This window comes from Halofilum ochraceum (assembly GCF_001614315.2).
Classification (GTDB): Bacteria; Pseudomonadota; Gammaproteobacteria; order XJ16; family Halofilaceae; genus Halofilum; species Halofilum ochraceum.
In genome coordinates this window covers 101,528-120,159 of the sequence record NZ_LVEG02000017.1, presented here as the reverse complement: position 1 = coordinate 120,159, position 18,632 = coordinate 101,528, and the positions used below count along the sequence as shown (strand labels likewise).

Here is an 18,632-nt window from a genome sequence, read left to right as displayed (position 1 = left end):
GGCACGCGGGTCGAGTTCGCGCGGGAACGTCGCGCGGATTGTGGCCGATTCGGCGCGCGCCTGCATCCCGTGCCGCTGAGCGCCGCCCTGGGGAATACGGCGGGACGCCGTTCGTAGCCGACGAACGGGCGCATTCTCCGGCCAGGCAGGCGGCATTCGGGCCCGCTTCATGCTTCAATAAAGGTGCCGATTCCAGGAAGTGCCGCAGGCCGGCAACCCGATCGGCCGGCGATCCACCGGCGGTTCGACCGCTGCGGGGGTCGCGGGTTCCAGTGCAGGTTGACCGGCTCCCGCGCGGGCTGCAGCGAGGCCCGCGTACCGCGCGAGCGCCTTCCGCACAGGGGGAAAGCCATGCCGGATCTCGCCGTTGAACCGACCAGTGTCGCCCAGTGGCAGCGTCTTGTCCGCACGGCGGGCGAGGCCTGCAATACCCGCCTCGACGAACCCGTCGAGGCCTACGTCGTCTTCATGCTGATGCGCTTCTCGAAGTGCACAACGCTCGGACGCGAGGCGCTTGCGATCCGCTGGCTGGAAGGGATGCAGGCATCGGGGGAACGCAGCGGCGGTGAACGCCTGCGCGCGACCGGCGACGAGTGCCTGCTGATCTGTGGCCTGTTTCCGCAGCGCGTTCGCCGCCGTGCGCTGCCGTTCTCCTATTACGTCGGACTGGGCCGCGGCGCCTACCACACGCTGGCCCGCAGCGGCGTGGCCGACGACAGCGGGCCGTATGACGAGCTTGCCCGGGGATTCATCTCCCTCATGGAGCTGCTGCAGGCGATGCGGGACCACGATCCGGAGGCCGCGCTGCAGCCCGGGGATGCCGCCGCGCTGGCGCGGCAGACCGGCAGCCATCGGGCGTGGGATCGCGCGGCCCCCGAGAATGTGACCCTGCTGGATCCGAACCGTAGGCGGTAAAAATAACGGGCCGCTCGTCGGTGACGGCTCTGCGTAGCCCGGATGCAGCGCCAGCGGAATCCGGGGGATAGACGCCCCGGATGGTCAGGCCCGTCCGTGGTCCTGACCGTCTGGCGACGGCTTACGCGGTGATGCGCTCCCGGCGCATCCCTGCGGCTTCGCCTTCATCCGGGCTACGCGGGTCGAACCGTACGATAAAACGACCGCCCTCCCTTGCCTGGCTCAGGTTCTTGATGCACTGGTGAGAAATACGGGCGGACCGCGTACACTGCCCGGTCGCGCAATGGCCGTTCCCGTACGGCCATCCACCACCAGCCAGCGCACCCGGTCCGGACTTGAACACAGCCACAACCCTGTCTACCGACACGCCCCACCGTCCGAGCCGCAAGGCACGCTACCAGGTCACCCGGCGGGTGACCTGGGTGGGCATCGCGGTCAATCTCGTGCTGGCCGCGGTCAAAACCGTGACCGGGGTGGCCGGTCAGTCGCAGGCGCTCGTCGCGGACGGCATCCACTCGCTCTCGGACCTGGTCACCGACGCCGTCGTGCTGCTCGCCGCGCGGCATGCCGCGCAGGGCGCGGACCACGACCATCCCTACGGTCATGGCCGAATCGAGACGGCCGCGACCGTGCTGGTCGGCCTGTTGCTGCTCCTGACGGCGCTCCTGATCGGCTACAACGCGGTGGAGTCGCTGACCGCCGCCGCTCGTCCGGGGCCGCCTTCGATGATCACGCTGTTGATCGCGCTGGCGTCGGTCGCGGGCAAAGAGGCGCTGTTCCATTACACGCGCCACGCCGGCCGATCGATCGGTTCCCGCCTGCTCGAGGCCAACGCGTGGCATCATCGCTCCGACGCGCTGTCCTCGGTCGTGGTCGGCTTCGGCATCGCCGGCGCGCTCGCCGGCGTGGTCACGCTGGACGCGGTGGCCGCCCTGATCGTCGCGGTGATGATCGCGAAGGTCGGCTGGGACGTGATCCGGGACAGCCTGCGCGAGCTCGTCGATACCGGTTTCGATCCCGAGACGGTCGCCGAACTGCGCGATGCGGCGCTGGCGGTCGATGGCGTCAAGCACGCCCATACCTTCCGCTCGCGCTGGATGGGCCACCGGGCGCTGGTCGACCTGCATATCCGCGTGGGCTCGCGCATGAGCGTGTCCGAGGGACACCGGATCGCGGAGGCGGTCCGTCTGCGTCTGCTCGACCGGCTCAGCCAGCTGGCGGACGTGATGGTGCACGTCGACCCGGAGGACGACACCGAAGGCGGGCCATCGAACGCGCTGGCGCTGCGCACGGAACTCTGTGAACGGCTGCGCGCGCGCATGGACGGACTGGAGGCGGCGGAGCGGATCGAGGGCCTGACACTGCACTATCTGGCGGGGCGCATCCATCTCGAGATCGCGCTGCGCCCGGCCGGACCGGGCATCGACGCGGCCGCGGCCGCCGAGACCCTGCGACGGGCCGCCGCAGCGGATCCCGAGGTCGGCAACATCAGCGTACTGGAACGCGTTGCACCAATTGAGTGCAGCCACGATGCACACTGCACAGGGGAGGTGCAGGGCAAAGACGGCAGGGAATAACGTAACTATCTGAAAATAAACGGCATAACTGACCAAGCAGGGAGTGGCACGGTTTCTGCTCAACCGCGAACGGATCCTGATTCCGGATCGCGGCCAGAACCCGGACCGGCCCTTTATTCAACCTGATCGACAGGAGCACACGATGTCCGCAAGCGACGTAATGAACACCATCAAGCAGGAGGGCGTACGCTTCGTCGACCTCCGCTTCACCGACTCCCGCGGCAAGGAACAGCACGTGACGCTGCCCGCCTCCGCCCTCGACGAGGAGGGCATCGAGGCCGGCAAGATGTTTGACGGCTCGTCGATCAACGGCTGGAAGGGCATCAACGAATCCGACATGATCCTGCGCCCGGACACGTCGACGGCCGTGATGGACCCGTTCACGGACGAGCCGACCCTGATCCTGCGCTGCAACATCGTCGAGCCGACGACGCTGCAGGGTTACGAGCGCGACCCGCGTTCCATCGCCCAGCGCGCCGAGGCCTATCTGCAGTCCACCGGCATCGCCGATTCCGCCGCCTTCGGCCCGGAGCCCGAGTTCTTCGTGCTGGATGACGTGCGCTGGGGCGCCGACATCGGCGGCGCGTTCTACAAGATTTCCTCCGACGAGGCCTCCTGGAACGCCGAGCGCATCTACGAAGACGGCAACATCGGCCATCGCCCGTCCGTGAAGGGCGGTTACTTCCCGGTGCCGCCGGTCGACTCGCTGCACGACCTGCGCGCACAAATGTGCCTGACCATGGAAGAGATGGGCCTCATTCCCGAGGTGCACCACCATGAGGTCGCCACGGCCGGCCAGTGCGAGATCGGCACGAAGTTCAACACGCTGGTCAAGAAGGCCGACGAGCTGCAGGTGCTGAAGTACACCGTGCTGAACGTCGCCCACGCCTTCGGCAAGACGGCCACCTTCATGCCGAAGCCGCTGGTCGGCGACAACGGCTCGGGCATGCACGTGCACATGTCGCTGTCGAAGGACGGCGATAACGTGTTCTCGGGCGACGGCTACGGCGGCCTGTCGGAAACGGCGCTGTACTACATCGGCGGCATCATCAAGCACGCCAAGGCCCTGAACGCCTTTACCAACGCCTCGACCAACAGCTACAAGCGGCTGGTCCCGGGCTTCGAGGCGCCGGTCCTGCTGGCCTACTCGGCCCGCAACCGCTCGGCGGCGATCCGCGTGCCCTACGAGGCCTCGAAGAAGTCGATGCGCGTGGAGGTCCGCTTCCCGGACCCGACGGCCAACCCGTACCTGTGCTTCTCGGCCCTGATGATGGCCGGCCTCGACGGCATCGAGAACCGCATCCATCCCGGCGACGCGATGGACAAGGACCTCTACGACCTGCCGCCGGAAGAGGAAAAGGCGATCCCGCACGTCGCCGCCTCGCTGGAAGAGGCGCTGGATGCGCTCGACAACGACCGCGAGTTCCTGACCCGCGGCGGCGTGTTCACCGACGATGCGATCGACGGCTATATCGAACTCAAGATGGAAGACGTCACGCGCCTGCGCATGACCACGCATCCGGTCGAGTTCGATATGTACTACAGCTGCTGAGGGATTCGTCCCGCGTAGCCACAAAAGCCCGGCATGTCCTTGGCATGCCGGGCTTTTTCATGATGGCTGGGTGGGTGCAGGAAGTCTGGAAAATCGTTCTCTCGCCAAGACGCCAAGCGCACCAAGGAAACACAATTGATAAAGGACCGACTATGGCGAGCGCACCGCACACGTGCCGGGTGTGCGGGGCGGGCTCGCCACTCAGGTTTGCGCCCGATAACGGACAAATTGAAATCGGGATGATGGGGCGCAAATCGATCAACTATTTTCACTATTTTTGGTTTCCTTGGCGCGCTTGGCGTCTTGGCGAGAAATCGATTTTCCCCCCGATTTCGGGCAACCACGCCTGCCCATGAACCGGGAGGCGGCCATTGCAACGCCCCCGATCCGCCACCACGATCACAGAACACTCGATCGGGTTGCGCGGTCCGGGGGCCAACCGGATGTGGCCCGGTGGGCCGGGGAGCGATAGACTTTGATTATGAAACGTCTGCTCATGATGGTGTTGCCGGCGGCGCTGGCCGCGGGGCCGGTCGTGGCGTCGGAGATTTACCGCACGACCGACGAGGACGGCAACGTCGTGTTCACCGACGATCCGCCGGACGAGGACGCCGAACCGGTCGAACTCGATCCGCTGACCACGGTGGAGCCCGTCGAGGGAGATCCCGACGGCGCCGTGAACTCCTCTTCCGGCGAACCGGATACACCGTCGAACGGCATCTCCGGGATTGCCATCGCCTACCCGGAAAACGAAAAGGGCATCCGCCACAACGGCGGCAACGTCCCCTTCGAGGTCGCGCTGGAGCCGGAAGGCGCAACGCTCCCGCGCGGACACCAGGTCGAGATCATCCTCGACGGCGAGGTCCGTGGCCGCGCGGCGAGCGCCCGGGTGACGGTATCGCCGGTCAATCGTGGCCCGCACACCGTGCGCGCACGGATCATCGACAGTTCCGGCCAGACGCGGTACGAGTCCGATTCGGTCAAGTTCTACCTGCTTCGCAAGGCGCTGGGTGGCAGCGGCGGGAACTGATCCCGACGGCCACCGTGGCGGTCTCGCCTGCACTACAATGGTGCAATGATCCCCGATACCGACAACAATGCCGGCACGGCGGCGGCCGAGCTGCTGGAAGCGCTGTCCGGTGCGATCCTCGTGGTCGAGGGCGCCGAGCTGCACGTGCGCTACCTCAACACGGCCGCCGAGGACCTGATCCGCCTTAGCCGACGGCGGGCGTTGGGGCAACCGCTGGCCGTGGTCGCCGGTTTCGAGCCGACCTGGCTGGACCACGTCGCCGCCAACCTCGATGCCGACGCGACCTTCACCGCGCGCGAGGTCACGCTCACGACCCACGACGCCACCAGCACGCGGCAGGTCGATGCCAGTGTCACGCCCCTGGCGTGGGGTGAGCTGGCGTCGGCCGTGGTGATTGAACTCACCCCGGTTGACCGCCACCTGCGCATCGCTCGCGAGGAAGGGCTGCGCACGCAGGAACTCGCGAACCGGCGCCTGCTGCGTGGGGTGGCGCATGAGATCCGCAATCCGCTTGCCGGCCTCCGCGGCGCCGCGCAGCTGCTGGCGCGGGAGCTCGAAGACGACGCCCAGCGCGAGTACACGGATGTGATCGTGCGCGAGGCCGACCGGCTGCGGGGTCTGGTGGACCGGATGGTGGGGCCGGTGCAGCCCCCCGCGTTCGAACGCGTGAACATCCATCGGCTGACGGAGCACGTGCTGCAGCTGCTGCGTGGCGAGGCCGGGGAAGGGGTGTCGCTGCAGACCGAATATGACCCCAGCATCCCCGACCTCCAGGCGGACGGGGACCAGTTGATCCAGGCGCTGCTGAACCTGGGCCGCAATGCGATCCAGGCGGTGGGCGAGCAGGGTCACGTGACCCTGCGCACCAGCACCCGCCGACGCTTCACGATCGGGCAAGTCCAGCACCGCCTCGTCGCCTGCATCGAGATCGCCGACGACGGACCGGGCATCCCGCCCGATCTGCTGGACAGCCTGTTCCAGCCCATGGTCAGCGGTCGCGCGGAAGGGACCGGACTCGGCCTGACGATCGCGCAATCACTGGTCAGCCGTCACGGGGGATTGATCGAATGCGAGCGCCTCGCGACGGCGGATGCGAGCGGCACCGGCAGAGCGGAGCCGCGCACCATCTTCCGGGTACTGCTGCCGCTGGAGACGGGCGATGACTGACGCCCCGCACGTATGGATCATCGACGACGATGCGTCGATGCTGTGGGTGCTCGAGCGGGCGCTGAAAGGCGCCGGTATGGACGTGCGCACCTTCGAGCGCGGCGACAGCGCCCTCGCGGCCCTGGACGGGGCCGCGCCGGATGCCGTGATCACCGACGTGCGCATGCCGGGGATCGACGGCCTGTCCCTCGCGGAGCGCATGCGCTCCGCTCGCCCGGGGCTGCCGGTGCTCGTAATGACGGCGCATTCGGATCTGGATACCACCGTCGCCGCCTTTGAAGGCGGGGCCTTCGATTACCTCGCCAAACCCTTCGACCTCGACGAGGCGGTCGAACTGGTGAGACGCGCCTGTGCGCCCGCGAAGACCGAATCGGTGAGCGCGGACCACACGGCGAACGCGGACGACACGAACCAGATCATCGGCCAGGCGCCGGCGATGCAGACGCTGTTCCGCACGATCGGTCGCCTCGCGCGCGCCCCGATCACGGTCCTGATCACCGGCGAGTCCGGGACCGGCAAGGAGCGGGTCGCGCAGGCGCTGCATCGGCACAGCCCGCGCGCCCGCGGGCCCTTCATCGCGCTCAACACCGCGGCGATTCCCCGCGACCTGCTCGAGTCCGAACTGTTCGGGCACGAGAAAGGCGCGTTCACGGGCGCCGAGGGCCGCCGCCAGGGCCGTTTCGAGCAGGCCGACGGCGGCACCCTGTTTCTCGACGAGATCGGCGATATGCCGGCCGAGCTGCAGACACGCCTGCTGCGGGTCCTGTCCGAAGGCGTGTTCTATCGGGTCGGGGGCGCCACGCCCTGCACCGTCGATGTCCGCATCCTGGCGGCGACGCACCAGGACCTTGAGCGCCGGGTCGAACGCGGCGAGTTCCGCGAAGACCTGTACCACCGCCTCAATGTCGTGCGCCTGCCGGTCCCGGCGCTGCGCGAGCGCCGCGAGGACATCCCGCTGCTGGCCGCGCACTTCCTGGAACAGGCGGCGCAGGAACTCGGCATGGAACGCAAACGGCTGACCCCCGCGGTCGAGGACCGTCTGATGGCACTGGACTGGCCGGGCAACGTGCGTCAGCTGGAAAACGTGTGCCGCTGGCTGACGGTGATGGCCGCCGGGCGCGAGGTCCACCTGGACGACCTGCCGGTGGAACTGCAGGGCGAAAAACCGACCGCGGCCAACGACTGGGAGCACGCCCTCGCCAACTGGGCACGCGCGGAACTGGCCGCGGGCACCACCGGGGTCGCAGAGTCAGCGGCGCAGCGAATGGAGCGCATCCTCATCCGCGAAGCCCTCGACCGCAGCGGCGGCCACCGCCAGAAAGCCGCCCGCCTCCTCGGCTGGGGCCGCAACACCCTCACCCGCAAGATTCGCGAGCACGGGCTCGAAGCCTGACAGGAAAAATTGCTCAAGGGACGTATCGGCAAGTTCGCGAGCCGATTACAGAGCCCTCGCAAAGAGGCGCGACAAGAGCAACAACCCTGTAGGAGCGAGCTTGCTCGCGATTGTGCCCGCACTGCGGCTGGCGGCCACACCGGTTATTGCTGACCCTCTCGGCTTCGGCGGGGTTTGCCCGATGATACCCGAGCGCTGTGCAGGCATTATCGCGAGCAAGCTCGCTCCTACAGGCTCCGGCACTCGCCTTCGTTTGCCTTGACGACTTTTGGCGAGTCGACGAGAAACCGGCGCACACGGGATTTCTGCTCGCGTTTCGATCCGGGAGACATGGTCAGGCCGTCGCGGCGGTTTCCCCGGTGCAATAGAGGTAGGCCGACTCGAGATCATCGGCCTCGAACCGCGCGCAGAGCTCCGCAACGCTCCCCGCAGCGGCGATCCGGCCGTCGTGCAGGATCGCGATGCGGTCGGCGAATTCCGCGGCATCGGTGAGCAGGTGGGTGCTGAACAGGACGCTGGCCCCCTCGGCGCGCCGGACTTCGAGCGCCTGTCGCAGACGCACGCGCGCCGCCGGATCCAGCCCGTCCATCGGTTCGTCGAAGATCAGTAACCGCCGGCCGGAGGCGATGCAGGCAGTCAGTCCGAGCAGTTGGCCCATGCCCTTCGAGTAGGTCGCGACCGGACGCGCCAGCGCCTCGGCGCCCAGACCCAACGCCGCCGCAACCTCGCGCGCGCCGCGGTCCGCCGGCCCGACGCGGTACAGGGACAGCATGTAATCGAGGAATTCGCTGCCGCTCAGGTAGGTCGGTGGCTGGAAGCGTTCGGGGAGATAGGCGACCGCCGCGCGGGCGCGGCGATCGGTGTTCGGGCGGCCGGCGAGGGTAATCGTGCCGCCGTGCGCGGCCCGCAGATCCAGAATGGTCCGGATCAGGGTCGACTTGCCGGCGCCGTTGGCGCCGACGAGGGCCACCGTTTCGCCCGATTGCACGGCGAGATCGACGCCCGCGAGCACCGTGCGCCTGCCTTCACGGCGGCTGACCGACGCTACGCGTAGGACATCTTCGTCGACAACTTTCATACCGCGGGATCACATTTCCCGGGCACGCTACTGCATAAGATACGTCGGCACGCAGTTCGTCGGGTTCTGATCGATATTCCAGATTTGATTGCCGTTGTCGTCTACAGAGCAACTGGAGTCGGAGTGCGCGAGTTCCACGAACGGTGAATCGGCATCGAGCGCATTCCGCAAACTTCCAGTGTCCGGCTCACCGTCATCGAGCTTTACGTCGAGTTCTCTCGCGATATCCGCAGGAACGAATCGACCCATGTGCAGCAGCAATCGCGGCGGCGGGTCAGTATCGGTGTCCTCATAGCCATCATCCCGTGCTAACACCAGGACACCATTGAAAACGTTGATCGGGGAGGTATCGGCCGTGGATTGAGAACTCGATCCTTCGTAGCTCCCTTTGATGAACCCAGCTTTGGACAGGTGTTCCCACACTGCATTCACTTCTGTCCAGTTTGCATCGATCACGCCGTTAGCGCCGTCGCCGGAAGGATCGCCGCCGGTTGTGACATTGGCCTGGATCGCGTTGTCGGCATCGGCTTGCGGCATGTCGCCAGGCACAGCGCGGTATCGATCAATGAAGCCGAAATAAGCAGCCTGAATACCGGCCTGCTGATCCGCCAGGTTCCGCACTCGCGCGCTCGAGATCAACTCCTGTCCCTTGAGTACGCCGCCCAGCAGGAGGCCGATGATCACCAGAACCACGGCGATCTCGACCAGCGTGAAACCTTTCTGTCGTTGCTTCAGTTGCATTGTGACTCCCCGCCTGGCGGACGGTTGGTTGTTACCGCCGCGTTCGCATGGCATTCCGTTTGCCGCGTCGGGCGTCGCGAGCGCCCGGGTGTTGTGTCGGATCGCCGACACAGCGTCGGCGTTTCGACGTCAGATAACCGTCATTCATGGTCGGCGACCGAGGCCGCGGCGCATTATCGCCGCGTCATTCTCCCTGCGAAAGTGCCTCGAGGCGTCGCTCCAGAAACCGCACTTCGCGGGGATCCTCGATCTCGCCGCTGGCCAGCAGGCCACCGATCAGGATCCGTGCGGCTTCGTATTCGCCCATGTCTTCAAGCAGGAGAATCTGCAAATCCCGTGCCCAGTACGGCACGTCCATGCCCTCGGTGTGTTCGGCGAGGTCGCGGGCATAGCGCAGGGCGAGGTCGAGGTCCTCGAGGCGGTGTTTTGCCAGCAGCGTGCTCTCGGCGAGCCAGCGCCAGCGCGCACCGGGATCCTCGAGAAAGGCCTCGTGGACGAAATCGAGCATGATCCGCTGGCGGGACGGATCGGACACCTGGCCGTAGAGGCGCACCGCCAGCGACAGCGGATACTCGCTCGTGGGCGCGAGCATAAGCCAGCGGTCGAGCCAAGCGCGTAGACGGCCGTAATCGAGTTCGCGGTAGGGCACGCTGTGCCCCGGTTGCTGATCGAAGTACTGCAGCCAGAGCGTCCCCGCGCGCGCCAGCGCGGCCGGCTCGCCGAAGGCCGAGACGCGCAGCAGGGATACCGGCGGGGCGGGCGGCAACGCGTGGCGCTCGCTACTCGGTGTCGGTGCGAAGCCGTACCACAAAAGCTGAGCGGTCAGCGCCAGCGCGAATGCGCCCTGAACGCCCACCGGTACCGCGCGGAGGGGGCGTGTTGGCGTCCGGGCCGCGGCGAGTCGTGCCGGCAGTCGCATCAGAACTCGCGGCGGTAGAGATCGAAGGCTGCCGCCGCAGCCAGCAGCGCGCCGTAGACCAGGGTCTGACCGAGCACCGGCCACAGCAGCACAGGGTCGAACCCGGCCGTGCCGAGCCAACCGGCGTCCGTGAAGCGGTGCAGGCCGGGCATGACCCAGGCGATCAACGCGATCCCGGATTCGACGAAGGCCCGGAACGCCCCCTCATGCACGAACACGGGATCGCGTGCGAGCAGGAGCAGTGCGTCGAGCCCGCGGGCCAGCAGATAGAAAGCGGCGAGCGCGGCGAGCGCGGTCACCGGCTGGCGGAAAGTAAACGCGAGCAGCAGGCCGAGCGCGGCGATCAGCCACGCCTCGCAGGCGAGCGACACGGCCCAGCCGGCGACGGCCAGTGGCGGCGACCAGAGCAGCAGCGGCAGCGCGCAGGCGGCGGCCAGGGCAACGGCGATCAGAGCGAAGGCGGCGAGCTTGCCCAGCACGTAGTGGCTGCGGGGCGCGTCCAGCGCGAGCACGAGATCCAGCGTGCGGTCGTCCTGCTCACGCAGACAGGCGGATACGGCGAACAGGGCGATCAGACCGACCGCCCCGGCGCGCAGGCTCGCGGCGAGCAGTACCGCCTGCACGGCGGCGTGCTCGGTCAGGGCAACCGCACCGGCCAGGCCGGTCAGGACGAACGCGAACACCAGCAGAAGGCCCGCCAGCACGAGCAGGCGACTGTGCCGTGCCTGGCGCAGGGTGAAACGCGCGATCGTCGCGACCAATGGCGGGGCCTCCGGCGTCTGCGTACCTCACGGGCATCAGCCATGCCCGCCGAGCGGTTGCGGGGAATTGCAATCGCCCCCGTTTACAGCCTGACAAGATACCATGAGGGGTGCCATCGGGCTCGCCGTGGCGGGATGTGGTGCGGCATTTGCTTGATCCCGGGGACGGATACCGGTTCGTTCGGGCATATCCTTTCCGGATTCCGGCTGCCGACTGCGTACGGGCTACAAGGCTTTGGCGGCGCGCCGTAGCACGTAGGCCGGCTTGCGACCGAAGGGAGCCAGCCGGCATTTTCGGGGACGATACCTGGTCTGCCGGCTGTTGCCTTCGGCAAAAGCCGGCCTACGGGCGAAATCGGGCATCATCGCCAACAGCGTAGAGCAGTTCCGGATCAGTCAGTCTCGAGAAGGAGGGGCGCAGTGCTTCCATGGATTCAGCACCACTCGCAGCGTCACCGCCTGCTGGCACTGGCGCTGCTGGCGCTCCAGGTCGCCCTGCTCGCGCCGGACGAGCCGGCGGTCGTGACCGCCGCCACGCTCGTGCACTTCGGGCTGATCATCCTGTGGCAGCCATTCTGGCAGGGATCGACCGAGGTCAACCGCCGGGCGGCCATCGCGACCCTGGTGGTCGGCACGGCGGTGGTGCTGCTGAGCAGCTGGCTGCTGCTCGCCGCCTGGCTGCTGGTGCTGCTCGGCCTGATCGGTGGCGAGCAGGTCGGCAGCCGGCGCGACCAGCTCGTGCAGTGGCTCGTGATCCTGTACCTGCTGATGGCACTGCTGATCGGCGTCACGCCACCGCTGTTCGCGGTCGAGGCCAACGGCGATAACGCGCTCTGGACGGTGATGGCCGCGGGCGGCTCGATTCCGCTCCTGCTGCTGTTCATGCCGGCCGCTTCACCGCCCGCATACCTGCAGCGCTTCGACTACCTGCGCAGCCTCGCGATCACGCTCCTGGCGCTGCTGATGGCCGCCGGCGGCGTGCTGTGGACCTATCGCACGGGCACGCCCTACGCGATCACGCTCGTACAGACGACGCTGTTCGTCGCGGGCCTGATCCTGGTGATGAACTGGGTCTGGCGCCGCAAGGCCAGCCATACCATGTTCCAGGTGCTCTGGAACCGGTACCTGCTCAACATCGGCACGCCGTTCGAGCACTACCTCGTCAGCCTCTCGGGGCCCGCTGCCACCGGACTCGGTCCCGACGATTATCTGGACCAGGCCGTCACCGCGATGTCCGAGCTCGAATGGGTTCAGGGCGTGGAGGTGCGCGGACCGGCTCGTGAGCGCCTGATCGGTCAGCGCACGGAGCACGCCACCGAGGGCTACGACGATACCGCCCCGCTGATCGTCTACACGGCGAACGATCCGGGCCCGACACTGCGGCTGCATATCCAGCTGCTGGCGCGCCTGATCCAGCAGCTTTATCACTCGCGCCTGCACGAGGTCGAGCTGCGCAATCAGGAGAAGGTGCGGGCCGTCCACGAGACCGGCGCGCGGCTCACGCACGACATCAAGAACCTGCTGCAGTCGCTGCAGTCGCTGTCGGCCGCAGTCGCTTCCTCGGGGGAAGAGCGCAGCGCCGAAGCGCTGCAGCTGGTCCAGCGGCAGTTACCCGACATCAACCAGCGCCTGCAGTCGACGCTCGAGAAGCTGCGCGAACCCGCCGCGGTCGAAAATGATGATTCGGTCGCCGTAAGCGATTGGTGGGAGGGCCTCCGACGCCGCTACGCCGACGGCGCGGTCACATTCGAGGGTGAAGCGGATTCGGGCCTCGAGGTGCCACGCGATCTGTTCGATACGGTGGCCGAGAATCTTCTGGAGAATGCCCGCTACAAGCAGGCGACCGACCGGAAGGTCACGATCCGCGCACGGCTGTCGAGCACGGCCGAGGCCGTTGCACTGGAGATCGAGGACACGGGCGCGCCGATGCCCGAGGCCACGGCCCGCAACCTGTTCAACGGCGCGGTCCAGTCGGCGGGGGGCCTGGGTGTCGGGCTGTACCAGTGCGCCCGCCTGGCGCAGTACCACGGGTTCGATCTGCGCCTGACGGATAATGAATCGGGGCTGGTGCGGTTTCGGCTGAGCGGGGCGCCGGCGGCTCAGAGCGCGTAGACGACATCAACAGTCGTCTGACCCGTGGGCCAGTCGCCGTCGGGGCATGTCTGGCCGGTGATGCGCCCGCCGTCGCAGCGCTCGTCGTCATTATCCGCGTCGAAGCGCTGCGCGATCCCGACGGGGACATCGGTAATCAAAAGCTTGTGACCAAACGCGCCGTTCTCGCCCGCCCCCGTGAAAAATGCCGCCACGAGACCACCGTAAGGGTGTTCCGGTGCAGCGGCGTCGTTGGGCGTCTCGGGATTGCCGTCCAGCATGCCGGCGGCGCGCAGATGCTGCCACGCCATGCACCGCTCATCCGTGTCTGTGGAACACCCGTCCCAGTCGCTCTCGATGTTGGTGCCTATGAGGCCATCGCCCCCGCCATCGTTCTGCGTGCTCTCCAGACGATCCGACGCGTCCTCGAAGTCGCCCGGCAGGGCGTCGAAGCGGTCACGGAAATTGTGGAAGGCACCCCGGTACTCGCGGATCTGCTGACGGAACGACTTGTACTCCGCGCTCTCGATCAATGAACGCCCCTGCAGCACGGCGCCCAGGATGATGCCGATCACCACCAGCACGACCGCGGCCTCGACCAGCGAGAAACCGCGCGCCCTTCGATTCCGACTGGCTCCAAAGATCGGGCGCATAAGGGATAGCCCATAAGGGGGATTTTCCGCGCAGCGATTGCCCTGAACCCAGGCGGGCGGCCACCGTGGCCTGCGCCGCCAAGGATTCTAACCTTTTCGCCGGTGACTGCAGAGCCGGATTCGCCGCCACTGCGGCAGCCAACGCGGGACCGCCAGCTTGGTCACTGCCGGGGCAAGCGCCCGACATCGACCATCCGGGCTTTCAGAATCGGCGTCGGCAGCCAGATCAGCATGTCGTCGAACCGCCCGTCGTCCGCCTCCGGTGTGCGGAAATCCGCCGCCACATACGTGTCGTCCGTATTGTCGTCGATCCAGTCGCAGTTCTCGGTTTCGTCATCGGAAAAGCCGTTTGCGGGTGCACCGCCGGAGCCCGGGCAGACGAAGCCATCCTCGGTCCAGACCTGATCGCCTTGAGGCCCAAAAGATACGACAACAGCCGGCGTATTGGTGGTGATCGTCCCGCCGGCTCCATCCTCCACAGTGAGGTCACCATCACCGTCACTTTCACTACTTGACAAAGCGAAACTGCTACCGGTATCGCTATCCATTCCGTCATCGTCTACCGGTCCATCCGCGAAATCCTGCGTCACGCGGTATAGGAGCGGATTATCCCAGGCATCGCGGCGACCAACGCCGAGTTGCCGCCATGGCAGAGCGCCCTCTTCCGCCGAACAATCGGTCCCCGCATCCGGGTCTTCCGGATCTTCGTTCCCATCAGGTGGATACTCGGAAGGATCAAGATCCACCGGGCACGGCAAACGTCCCTCCGACAGCGCAAACCCGTACAAGGCTTCGCGAACCTCGACCATCTGGCGCTGTTGCTCGCTGCGCCGCGCCTGTTGGGTGGTCGCATCCAACGCAGCAATCCCACCTCCCACCAGAAGGCCGACGATCACCAGCACGACCGCCAGCTCGATCAGAGAGAAGCCGCCATTACTACGGCGAGATCGAGCGCATCCACCCATATTTCTCACTCGTGGGAGTTTCGAACACATCGTCCCCAGGCGGATAGTCAGCGCTGTAGGCGTCGATTTCAGGGGGGACACCGAAAATCACGGCTTGACCGGTGAGACCATCCAGCGTTAACAGCTCGCCAGAGCCTGCATCGGAGCATGCCGAGCCTTCACCGGCACAGGCCTCCGCAACCGCGTAGTAGATGTAATCGTTCCACCCGTTCGCATCAATCCAGTCGGGCAGAATCCCGTTGTCATCGCAGACGAAATGCGGTGAACGATCATCGCCCGCGTCCTCAGGACCGCCAACTGGTATACGACCGCGGTAGGTGCCGTCCTTGCAGGTGTCATTGCCTCCCAGTTCCGCGGCAGTAGGAAAGTACCCGTGCTCTGCGTAGAAATCGGCCAACGTTGCGGAAACATCTTCGATGACATGCGAGGGAACCCGCGCAAGCAACGTGTCGGCAGTGAGCCCAATGACTCGATCATTGCAATCCTCGATATCCACGCAATCAACGAACGAAATCGCTTCATCGACTGTTTCAGCTTCAGCATTCTCGTCTTCGAGATAGGCCCGCGGATCAGTGTTGGGGCGCTTTGCAAGTTCAGACTGACCTTCAATCGGGTCACCGGCAAGAATCAGAACAGCTGCGTAGGACGTTCCACTAATGGAAAGATCTCCAGTTGTGTCGGGATTGATTCGCGATGCTGGTGGGATCAGCGGATCGTTCGCGAAATCGCCATCTATGGCGTACCAAATGTTCGACGCACTGTCGGCATTCAAACCAGAAATATCGATCGTGCGCCACGGCAAACGACCAAGGTACACCGGATCCGGATTCCCCTTACAATGATTCCCAACTTGCCCGGCCTGAGGATCGGATTTCTCCCGCGTATCCGGACACGGCAATGCTCCAGGCTTGTTGTTGGCGCCACCAAACTGTGCATAGGCCAACACGGCGTTACGCGCATCGGCAAGACTTCTAGATACCCCCGGATCGTGCGGGTCGGTGTGGGCCGTAGGTGAGCGAGCGCTTACAAACAACGTCGCCGCCCCGACCACCAGAACCAGAAGCGTCAAGAGCAGCGCAAAACCACTCTGGTGTCGCCACTCCGGTTGCGTTTCAATCACCCTGGACATCGACGACTTCCCCACTCTCGGGATCCCAGGTCTGACCGGGTTTCAGGCGCACCTGTTTGCCGTCCGGCAGAGTGACCACGACGGTGGCGCCTTCGACGCGGCCGGCGGCGAGGCCTTCGCCGACTGCGGTGCCCTGGAGTGTATTGCCGCTGTTGACCCAGACCGCGGATGGGCCCTTGCTGCGGCGTACGAAACCGCGCAGGTGCACGCGCGGCGGGGGTTTCGGGGCTGCGGTGGCCGCTGGTTCCGGCTCGGGTTCGGGCTCGCGTGCGAGTTCTTCCGCGGTCGCTTCGGCGCGTATGCGGTCGAGGCGTTCGCGCTGCTCGGGGGTGGTGAACAGGCTGGGGCCGGCCGCGGATACCGGGATGGCCGCGAGCAGGAGGACGGCCGCGGCCAGGCTCGGTAGCACGCTCGATGGCCGGTACCCGCAGCCGCGAATGGTGCGGTCTCCGCGCCCAGGCTGGTCCCGGCGATACGGGTTGTCCACGCGGCTATTCCTCATCGGTGTCCAGGCGCAGCGTATACCAGTTGAGTTCGCAGGCGGCGTTGACGTTCGCGCTGCGCGCGTCGAAGCGCAGGTTGCCGTTGCGGGTCATTGTACAGCCGGACAGCGACAGGAGGCCGTCGCCGCGCTGATCGAGGCGCTCCAGCAGTTCGACGACGTCGTATTCATGCAGCGCGCCGATCTCTAGGCGCATGGGCGTGCGGTACAGGTGCAGACGGCTGGAGCCGCTGGCTCGATCATGCGCCACGCCAGTGCGCTGGCCAATCTCGTAGCGCAGGGTGGGGAGTTTCAGATCGGCGTTGATGGACTGCAGCGCCTCGATCCACGTAAGGCGGCCCTCTTCGCCGATCCAGCCGCGCTCGGACATGTCGCGGAACCGGTCCGCGTATTGCCGGTAGACGGCCTGGTTGTCGCTCGCGTTCCGGTATTGATTGGCCGCCCGGGCGAGATCGCCGCGGGCGCGGTTGAACGCGCGCTCGCGTTCGGCCAGCCAGTCCGAGGCGAGCCAGACGGTGGCGGCCAGCACCGCCAGGCCCGCAGCGGCGGCGATCAGTGATCCGGCAAGATTGCGCACGGTCGGATCAGCCATCGGCCGGCTCCCCGTCATCCGCCGTGAGCCGCAATTCCAGCGCGAATTCGCCGCTCTGGTTCGTCTGCTTGCTCGCGGTCGTGCCGCTGTCGCCACTCACACCGCTGCCAGGGGCGAGATCGAACGGGGCGCGGGCGACCGCGACCGTGCCGAGGTCGGCATTGCGTAGTGTCTGCACGAAGCCCTCGAAACGGCTGATCGCACGGCGGTAGTCACCGTCGAAACCGGATACGTGGCCGCCGATCTCAACGACCGGCCCCATCCCCGCGACTCCGTTGGCGCTGGTGTTCAGCCCGCTGCTACGTCCGCCCTCTTCGGCGATCCCATCAGCACGGGTCCATTGCAGGCGTTCGAGCGTAAGCGCCGGATGCTCGGCAAGGATGTCTCCGAGTGTGTCCATCAGGGGCTTTGGTGTCTGACGCGCCCCCGTGTCCACTTCGGTCATCAGGTCGACCGCGGTCTTGACGTCGACGGCGCGGTAATCGAACTCGTCGAGCTGGCTCAGGCGCTCTTCGTACAACTGCTCGAACCTGGCTTCTCGCGCCTGGGCCTGAACGATCCCGCTCTCGTACGCTTGACCGCGCACCCATGCGCCACCGGCCACCGCCACCGCGGCGAGGACGGCACCCGCGGCGAGAGCCCACAGGCCGACGCGGGCGCGCTGCACGAAGAAGAAATGCCGCAACCGCGCGAGCCCGTAATGGTTGGCCGGGCGACGGCGGCTCAACAGGAGCTGGGCGAAGATCGTATCGGCATACGGTCCGGAGACCTCGTCGCGGTCACCGACGCTGGCCGCCAGATCGGTTAGCGAGACGAGGTGGCAATTGACGACGGCGCTGCTGGCGAGGCGTTCACGCAGCGCGGCGTGTGCGTCGCTGTCGGCGAGGACGTAGGTATCCACTGGCCGGCCGTGTCCGCGAAAGCGCTGGTTCTCGAGGAAATGCAGCGTCTGATGGAGTTCGTCGTGGACAAAATCGGCGTACTCGGCGACGCCGTCATAGCGACCCGGGACCAGGCGCGAGAAACGCAGGCGGCCGTTCTCGTAATACGACTGGCGAAGCGTACTCGGTACCTGCTGACTGACGACAAGCACGCGTTCGGAGCGCGCGGCACCGAGGTGCGGCAGCAGGTATTCGCCGACCAGCGGCAGCGAATGGATCCCCTTCAGCGGGACCTGGGCCTCGGCGAGGATATCGAGCCAGACGCGGAGCAGTTCGGGGTTGGTCAGCCCCGCCACCAGCACGCGGTCATCGCGCCGCCCCTGGCGCTCGCGGCCCTGGCAGGTGATATACGTGTAATCGCTGTTGCGGAAGTGCTTGCGGGCCGTGCGTTTGTACAGGTGCGCGCGCTCACGGCCGATCACATGCGGCACGTGATCGATGTGGAACTCCTCCTCGATCACGTCGATCAGCATCTGCAGCGGCGTGCGCGGCGCCTCGCGCAGCCACTGCCGGAACTGCTCACGCCCCTCCTCGTCGGGCTCGAACGCCTCGATGCGCCGGAACGCGCCGGCCCGCCACTCGTAGGCGAGGATGCGATGGCCGGGGAAGAAGAGCAGGCGTTTCAC

General features: G+C 66.5%; 17 protein-coding genes. 7 read left to right on the top strand and 10 right to left on the bottom strand.

Annotated elements, in window-relative coordinates:
- Positions 1-351: 351 nt before the first annotated feature.
- The 6 genes from A0W70_RS13860 (at position 352) to ntrC (ending at position 7,634) form a co-directional block, all read left to right on the top strand.
- On the top strand, positions 352-915 hold the full coding sequence (locus A0W70_RS13860) for a hypothetical protein (RefSeq protein ID WP_070989644.1): 564 nt from the start codon (positions 352-354) through the stop codon (positions 913-915).
- Positions 916-1,250: 335 nt separating this feature from the next.
- Positions 1,251-2,492 (top strand): cation diffusion facilitator family transporter, encoded by a 1,242-nt coding sequence (locus A0W70_RS13855; protein WP_175443129.1) that lies wholly within the window; start codon positions 1,251-1,253, stop codon positions 2,490-2,492.
- Positions 2,493-2,634: 142 nt separating this feature from the next.
- The gene (gene glnA / locus A0W70_RS13850) at positions 2,635-4,044 is read left to right on the top strand and encodes a glutamate--ammonia ligase (protein WP_070989717.1); all 1,410 of its coding nucleotides are present in this window, start codon (positions 2,635-2,637) and stop codon (positions 4,042-4,044) included.
- A 481-nt stretch (positions 4,045-4,525) separates the two neighbouring features.
- Complete coding sequence (locus A0W70_RS13845; protein WP_083331026.1) at positions 4,526-5,074, top strand: DUF4124 domain-containing protein; 549 nt, start codon at positions 4,526-4,528, stop codon at positions 5,072-5,074.
- Between the two features lie 45 nt (positions 5,075-5,119).
- Positions 5,120-6,241 carry a nitrogen regulation protein NR(II) gene (gene glnL / locus A0W70_RS13840; protein ID WP_070989638.1) on the top strand — a complete coding sequence of 374 codons (1,122 nt, stop codon included), beginning with the start codon at positions 5,120-5,122 and terminating at the stop codon, positions 6,239-6,241.
- Positions 6,234-7,634, top strand: a complete 1,401-nt coding sequence (ntrC, locus tag A0W70_RS13835) for a nitrogen regulation protein NR(I) (RefSeq protein ID WP_070989636.1) — start codon at positions 6,234-6,236, stop codon at positions 7,632-7,634. The genes glnL and ntrC overlap by 8 nt, the downstream gene beginning before the upstream one ends.
- A gap of 334 nt (positions 7,635-7,968) precedes the next feature.
- Here ntrC and A0W70_RS13830 read toward each other — a convergent pair whose 3' ends face one another.
- From A0W70_RS13830 to A0W70_RS13815, 4 genes are all read right to left on the bottom strand, one after another.
- On the bottom strand, positions 7,969-8,712 hold the full coding sequence (locus A0W70_RS13830) for an ABC transporter ATP-binding protein (protein WP_070989634.1): 744 nt from the start codon (positions 8,710-8,712) through the stop codon (positions 7,969-7,971).
- 27 nt (positions 8,713-8,739) lie between these two features.
- Positions 8,740-9,453, bottom strand: a complete 714-nt coding sequence (locus tag A0W70_RS13825; protein WP_070989632.1) for a prepilin-type N-terminal cleavage/methylation domain-containing protein — start codon at positions 9,451-9,453, stop codon at positions 8,740-8,742.
- A 184-nt stretch (positions 9,454-9,637) separates the two neighbouring features.
- Positions 9,638-10,372, bottom strand: a complete 735-nt coding sequence (locus A0W70_RS13820; RefSeq protein WP_070989630.1) for a hypothetical protein — start codon at positions 10,370-10,372, stop codon at positions 9,638-9,640.
- The gene (locus tag A0W70_RS13815; protein WP_070989628.1) at positions 10,372-11,133 is read right to left on the bottom strand and encodes a hypothetical protein; all 762 of its coding nucleotides are present in this window, start codon (positions 11,131-11,133) and stop codon (positions 10,372-10,374) included. Before A0W70_RS13815 ends, A0W70_RS13820 begins: the two co-directional genes overlap by 1 nt.
- A 420-nt stretch (positions 11,134-11,553) precedes the next feature.
- Between A0W70_RS13815 and A0W70_RS13810 the strand changes: the two genes are divergently transcribed.
- A complete protein-coding gene (locus A0W70_RS13810) occupies positions 11,554-13,245 on the top strand; it encodes a sensor histidine kinase (RefSeq protein WP_070989626.1) in 1,692 nt (563 codons plus the stop codon).
- Here A0W70_RS13810 and A0W70_RS13805 read toward each other — a convergent pair.
- The 6 genes from A0W70_RS13805 to A0W70_RS13780 all read right to left on the bottom strand — a co-directional run bounded on the left by A0W70_RS13805 (position 13,233) and on the right by A0W70_RS13780 (position 18,632).
- Complete coding sequence (locus A0W70_RS13805; protein WP_070989624.1) at positions 13,233-13,877, bottom strand: prepilin-type N-terminal cleavage/methylation domain-containing protein; 645 nt, start codon at positions 13,875-13,877, stop codon at positions 13,233-13,235. The genes A0W70_RS13810 and A0W70_RS13805 overlap by 13 nt on opposite strands.
- A gap of 161 nt (positions 13,878-14,038) precedes the next feature.
- A complete protein-coding gene (locus tag A0W70_RS13800) occupies positions 14,039-14,842 on the bottom strand; it encodes a type II secretion system protein (RefSeq protein WP_075109879.1) in 804 nt (267 codons plus the stop codon).
- Entirely contained in the window at positions 14,814-15,971 is a 1,158-nt protein-coding gene (locus A0W70_RS16815; RefSeq protein ID WP_139150886.1) for a hypothetical protein, read from the bottom strand. Before A0W70_RS16815 ends, A0W70_RS13800 begins: the two co-directional genes overlap by 29 nt.
- A complete protein-coding gene (locus A0W70_RS13790) occupies positions 15,955-16,458 on the bottom strand; it encodes a hypothetical protein (protein WP_139150885.1) in 504 nt (167 codons plus the stop codon). Before A0W70_RS13790 ends, A0W70_RS16815 begins: the two co-directional genes overlap by 17 nt.
- A gap of 4 nt (positions 16,459-16,462) precedes the next feature.
- Positions 16,463-17,065, bottom strand: a complete 603-nt coding sequence (locus tag A0W70_RS13785; RefSeq protein WP_139150884.1) for a hypothetical protein — start codon at positions 17,063-17,065, stop codon at positions 16,463-16,465.
- On the bottom strand, positions 17,058-18,632 hold the full coding sequence (locus A0W70_RS13780; protein WP_070989613.1) for a hypothetical protein: 1,575 nt from the start codon (positions 18,630-18,632) through the stop codon (positions 17,058-17,060). The genes A0W70_RS13785 and A0W70_RS13780 overlap by 8 nt, the downstream gene beginning before the upstream one ends.

Bases quoted from the DNA above. Each gene is read 5' to 3' on its own strand.
- glnA (WP_070989717.1), top strand. From the start codon at position 2,635: ATGTCCGCAAGCGACGTAATGAACACCATCAAGCAGGAGGGCGTACGC.
- A0W70_RS13845 (WP_083331026.1), top strand. From the start codon at position 4,526: ATGAAACGTCTGCTCATGATGGTGTTGCCGGCGGCGCTGGCCGCGGGG.
- glnL (WP_070989638.1), top strand. From the start codon at position 5,120: ATGATCCCCGATACCGACAACAATGCCGGCACGGCGGCGGCCGAGCTG.
- A0W70_RS13805 (WP_070989624.1), bottom strand. From the start codon at position 13,877: ATGCGCCCGATCTTTGGAGCCAGTCGGAATCGAAGGGCGCGCGGTTTC.
- A0W70_RS13785 (WP_139150884.1), bottom strand. From the start codon at position 17,065: ATGGCTGATCCGACCGTGCGCAATCTTGCCGGATCACTGATCGCCGCC.
- A0W70_RS13800 (WP_075109879.1), bottom strand. From the start codon at position 14,842: ATGGGTGGATGCGCTCGATCTCGCCGTAGTAATGGCGGCTTCTCTCTG.
- A0W70_RS13820 (WP_070989630.1), bottom strand. From the start codon at position 10,372: ATGCGACTGCCGGCACGACTCGCCGCGGCCCGGACGCCAACACGCCCC.
- A0W70_RS13830 (WP_070989634.1), bottom strand. From the start codon at position 8,712: ATGAAAGTTGTCGACGAAGATGTCCTACGCGTAGCGTCGGTCAGCCGC.
- A0W70_RS13825 (WP_070989632.1), bottom strand. From the start codon at position 9,453: ATGCAACTGAAGCAACGACAGAAAGGTTTCACGCTGGTCGAGATCGCC.
- A0W70_RS13860 (WP_070989644.1), top strand. From the start codon at position 352: ATGCCGGATCTCGCCGTTGAACCGACCAGTGTCGCCCAGTGGCAGCGT.
- A0W70_RS16815 (WP_139150886.1), bottom strand. From the start codon at position 15,971: ATGTCCAGGGTGATTGAAACGCAACCGGAGTGGCGACACCAGAGTGGT.
- ntrC (WP_070989636.1), top strand. From the start codon at position 6,234: ATGACTGACGCCCCGCACGTATGGATCATCGACGACGATGCGTCGATG.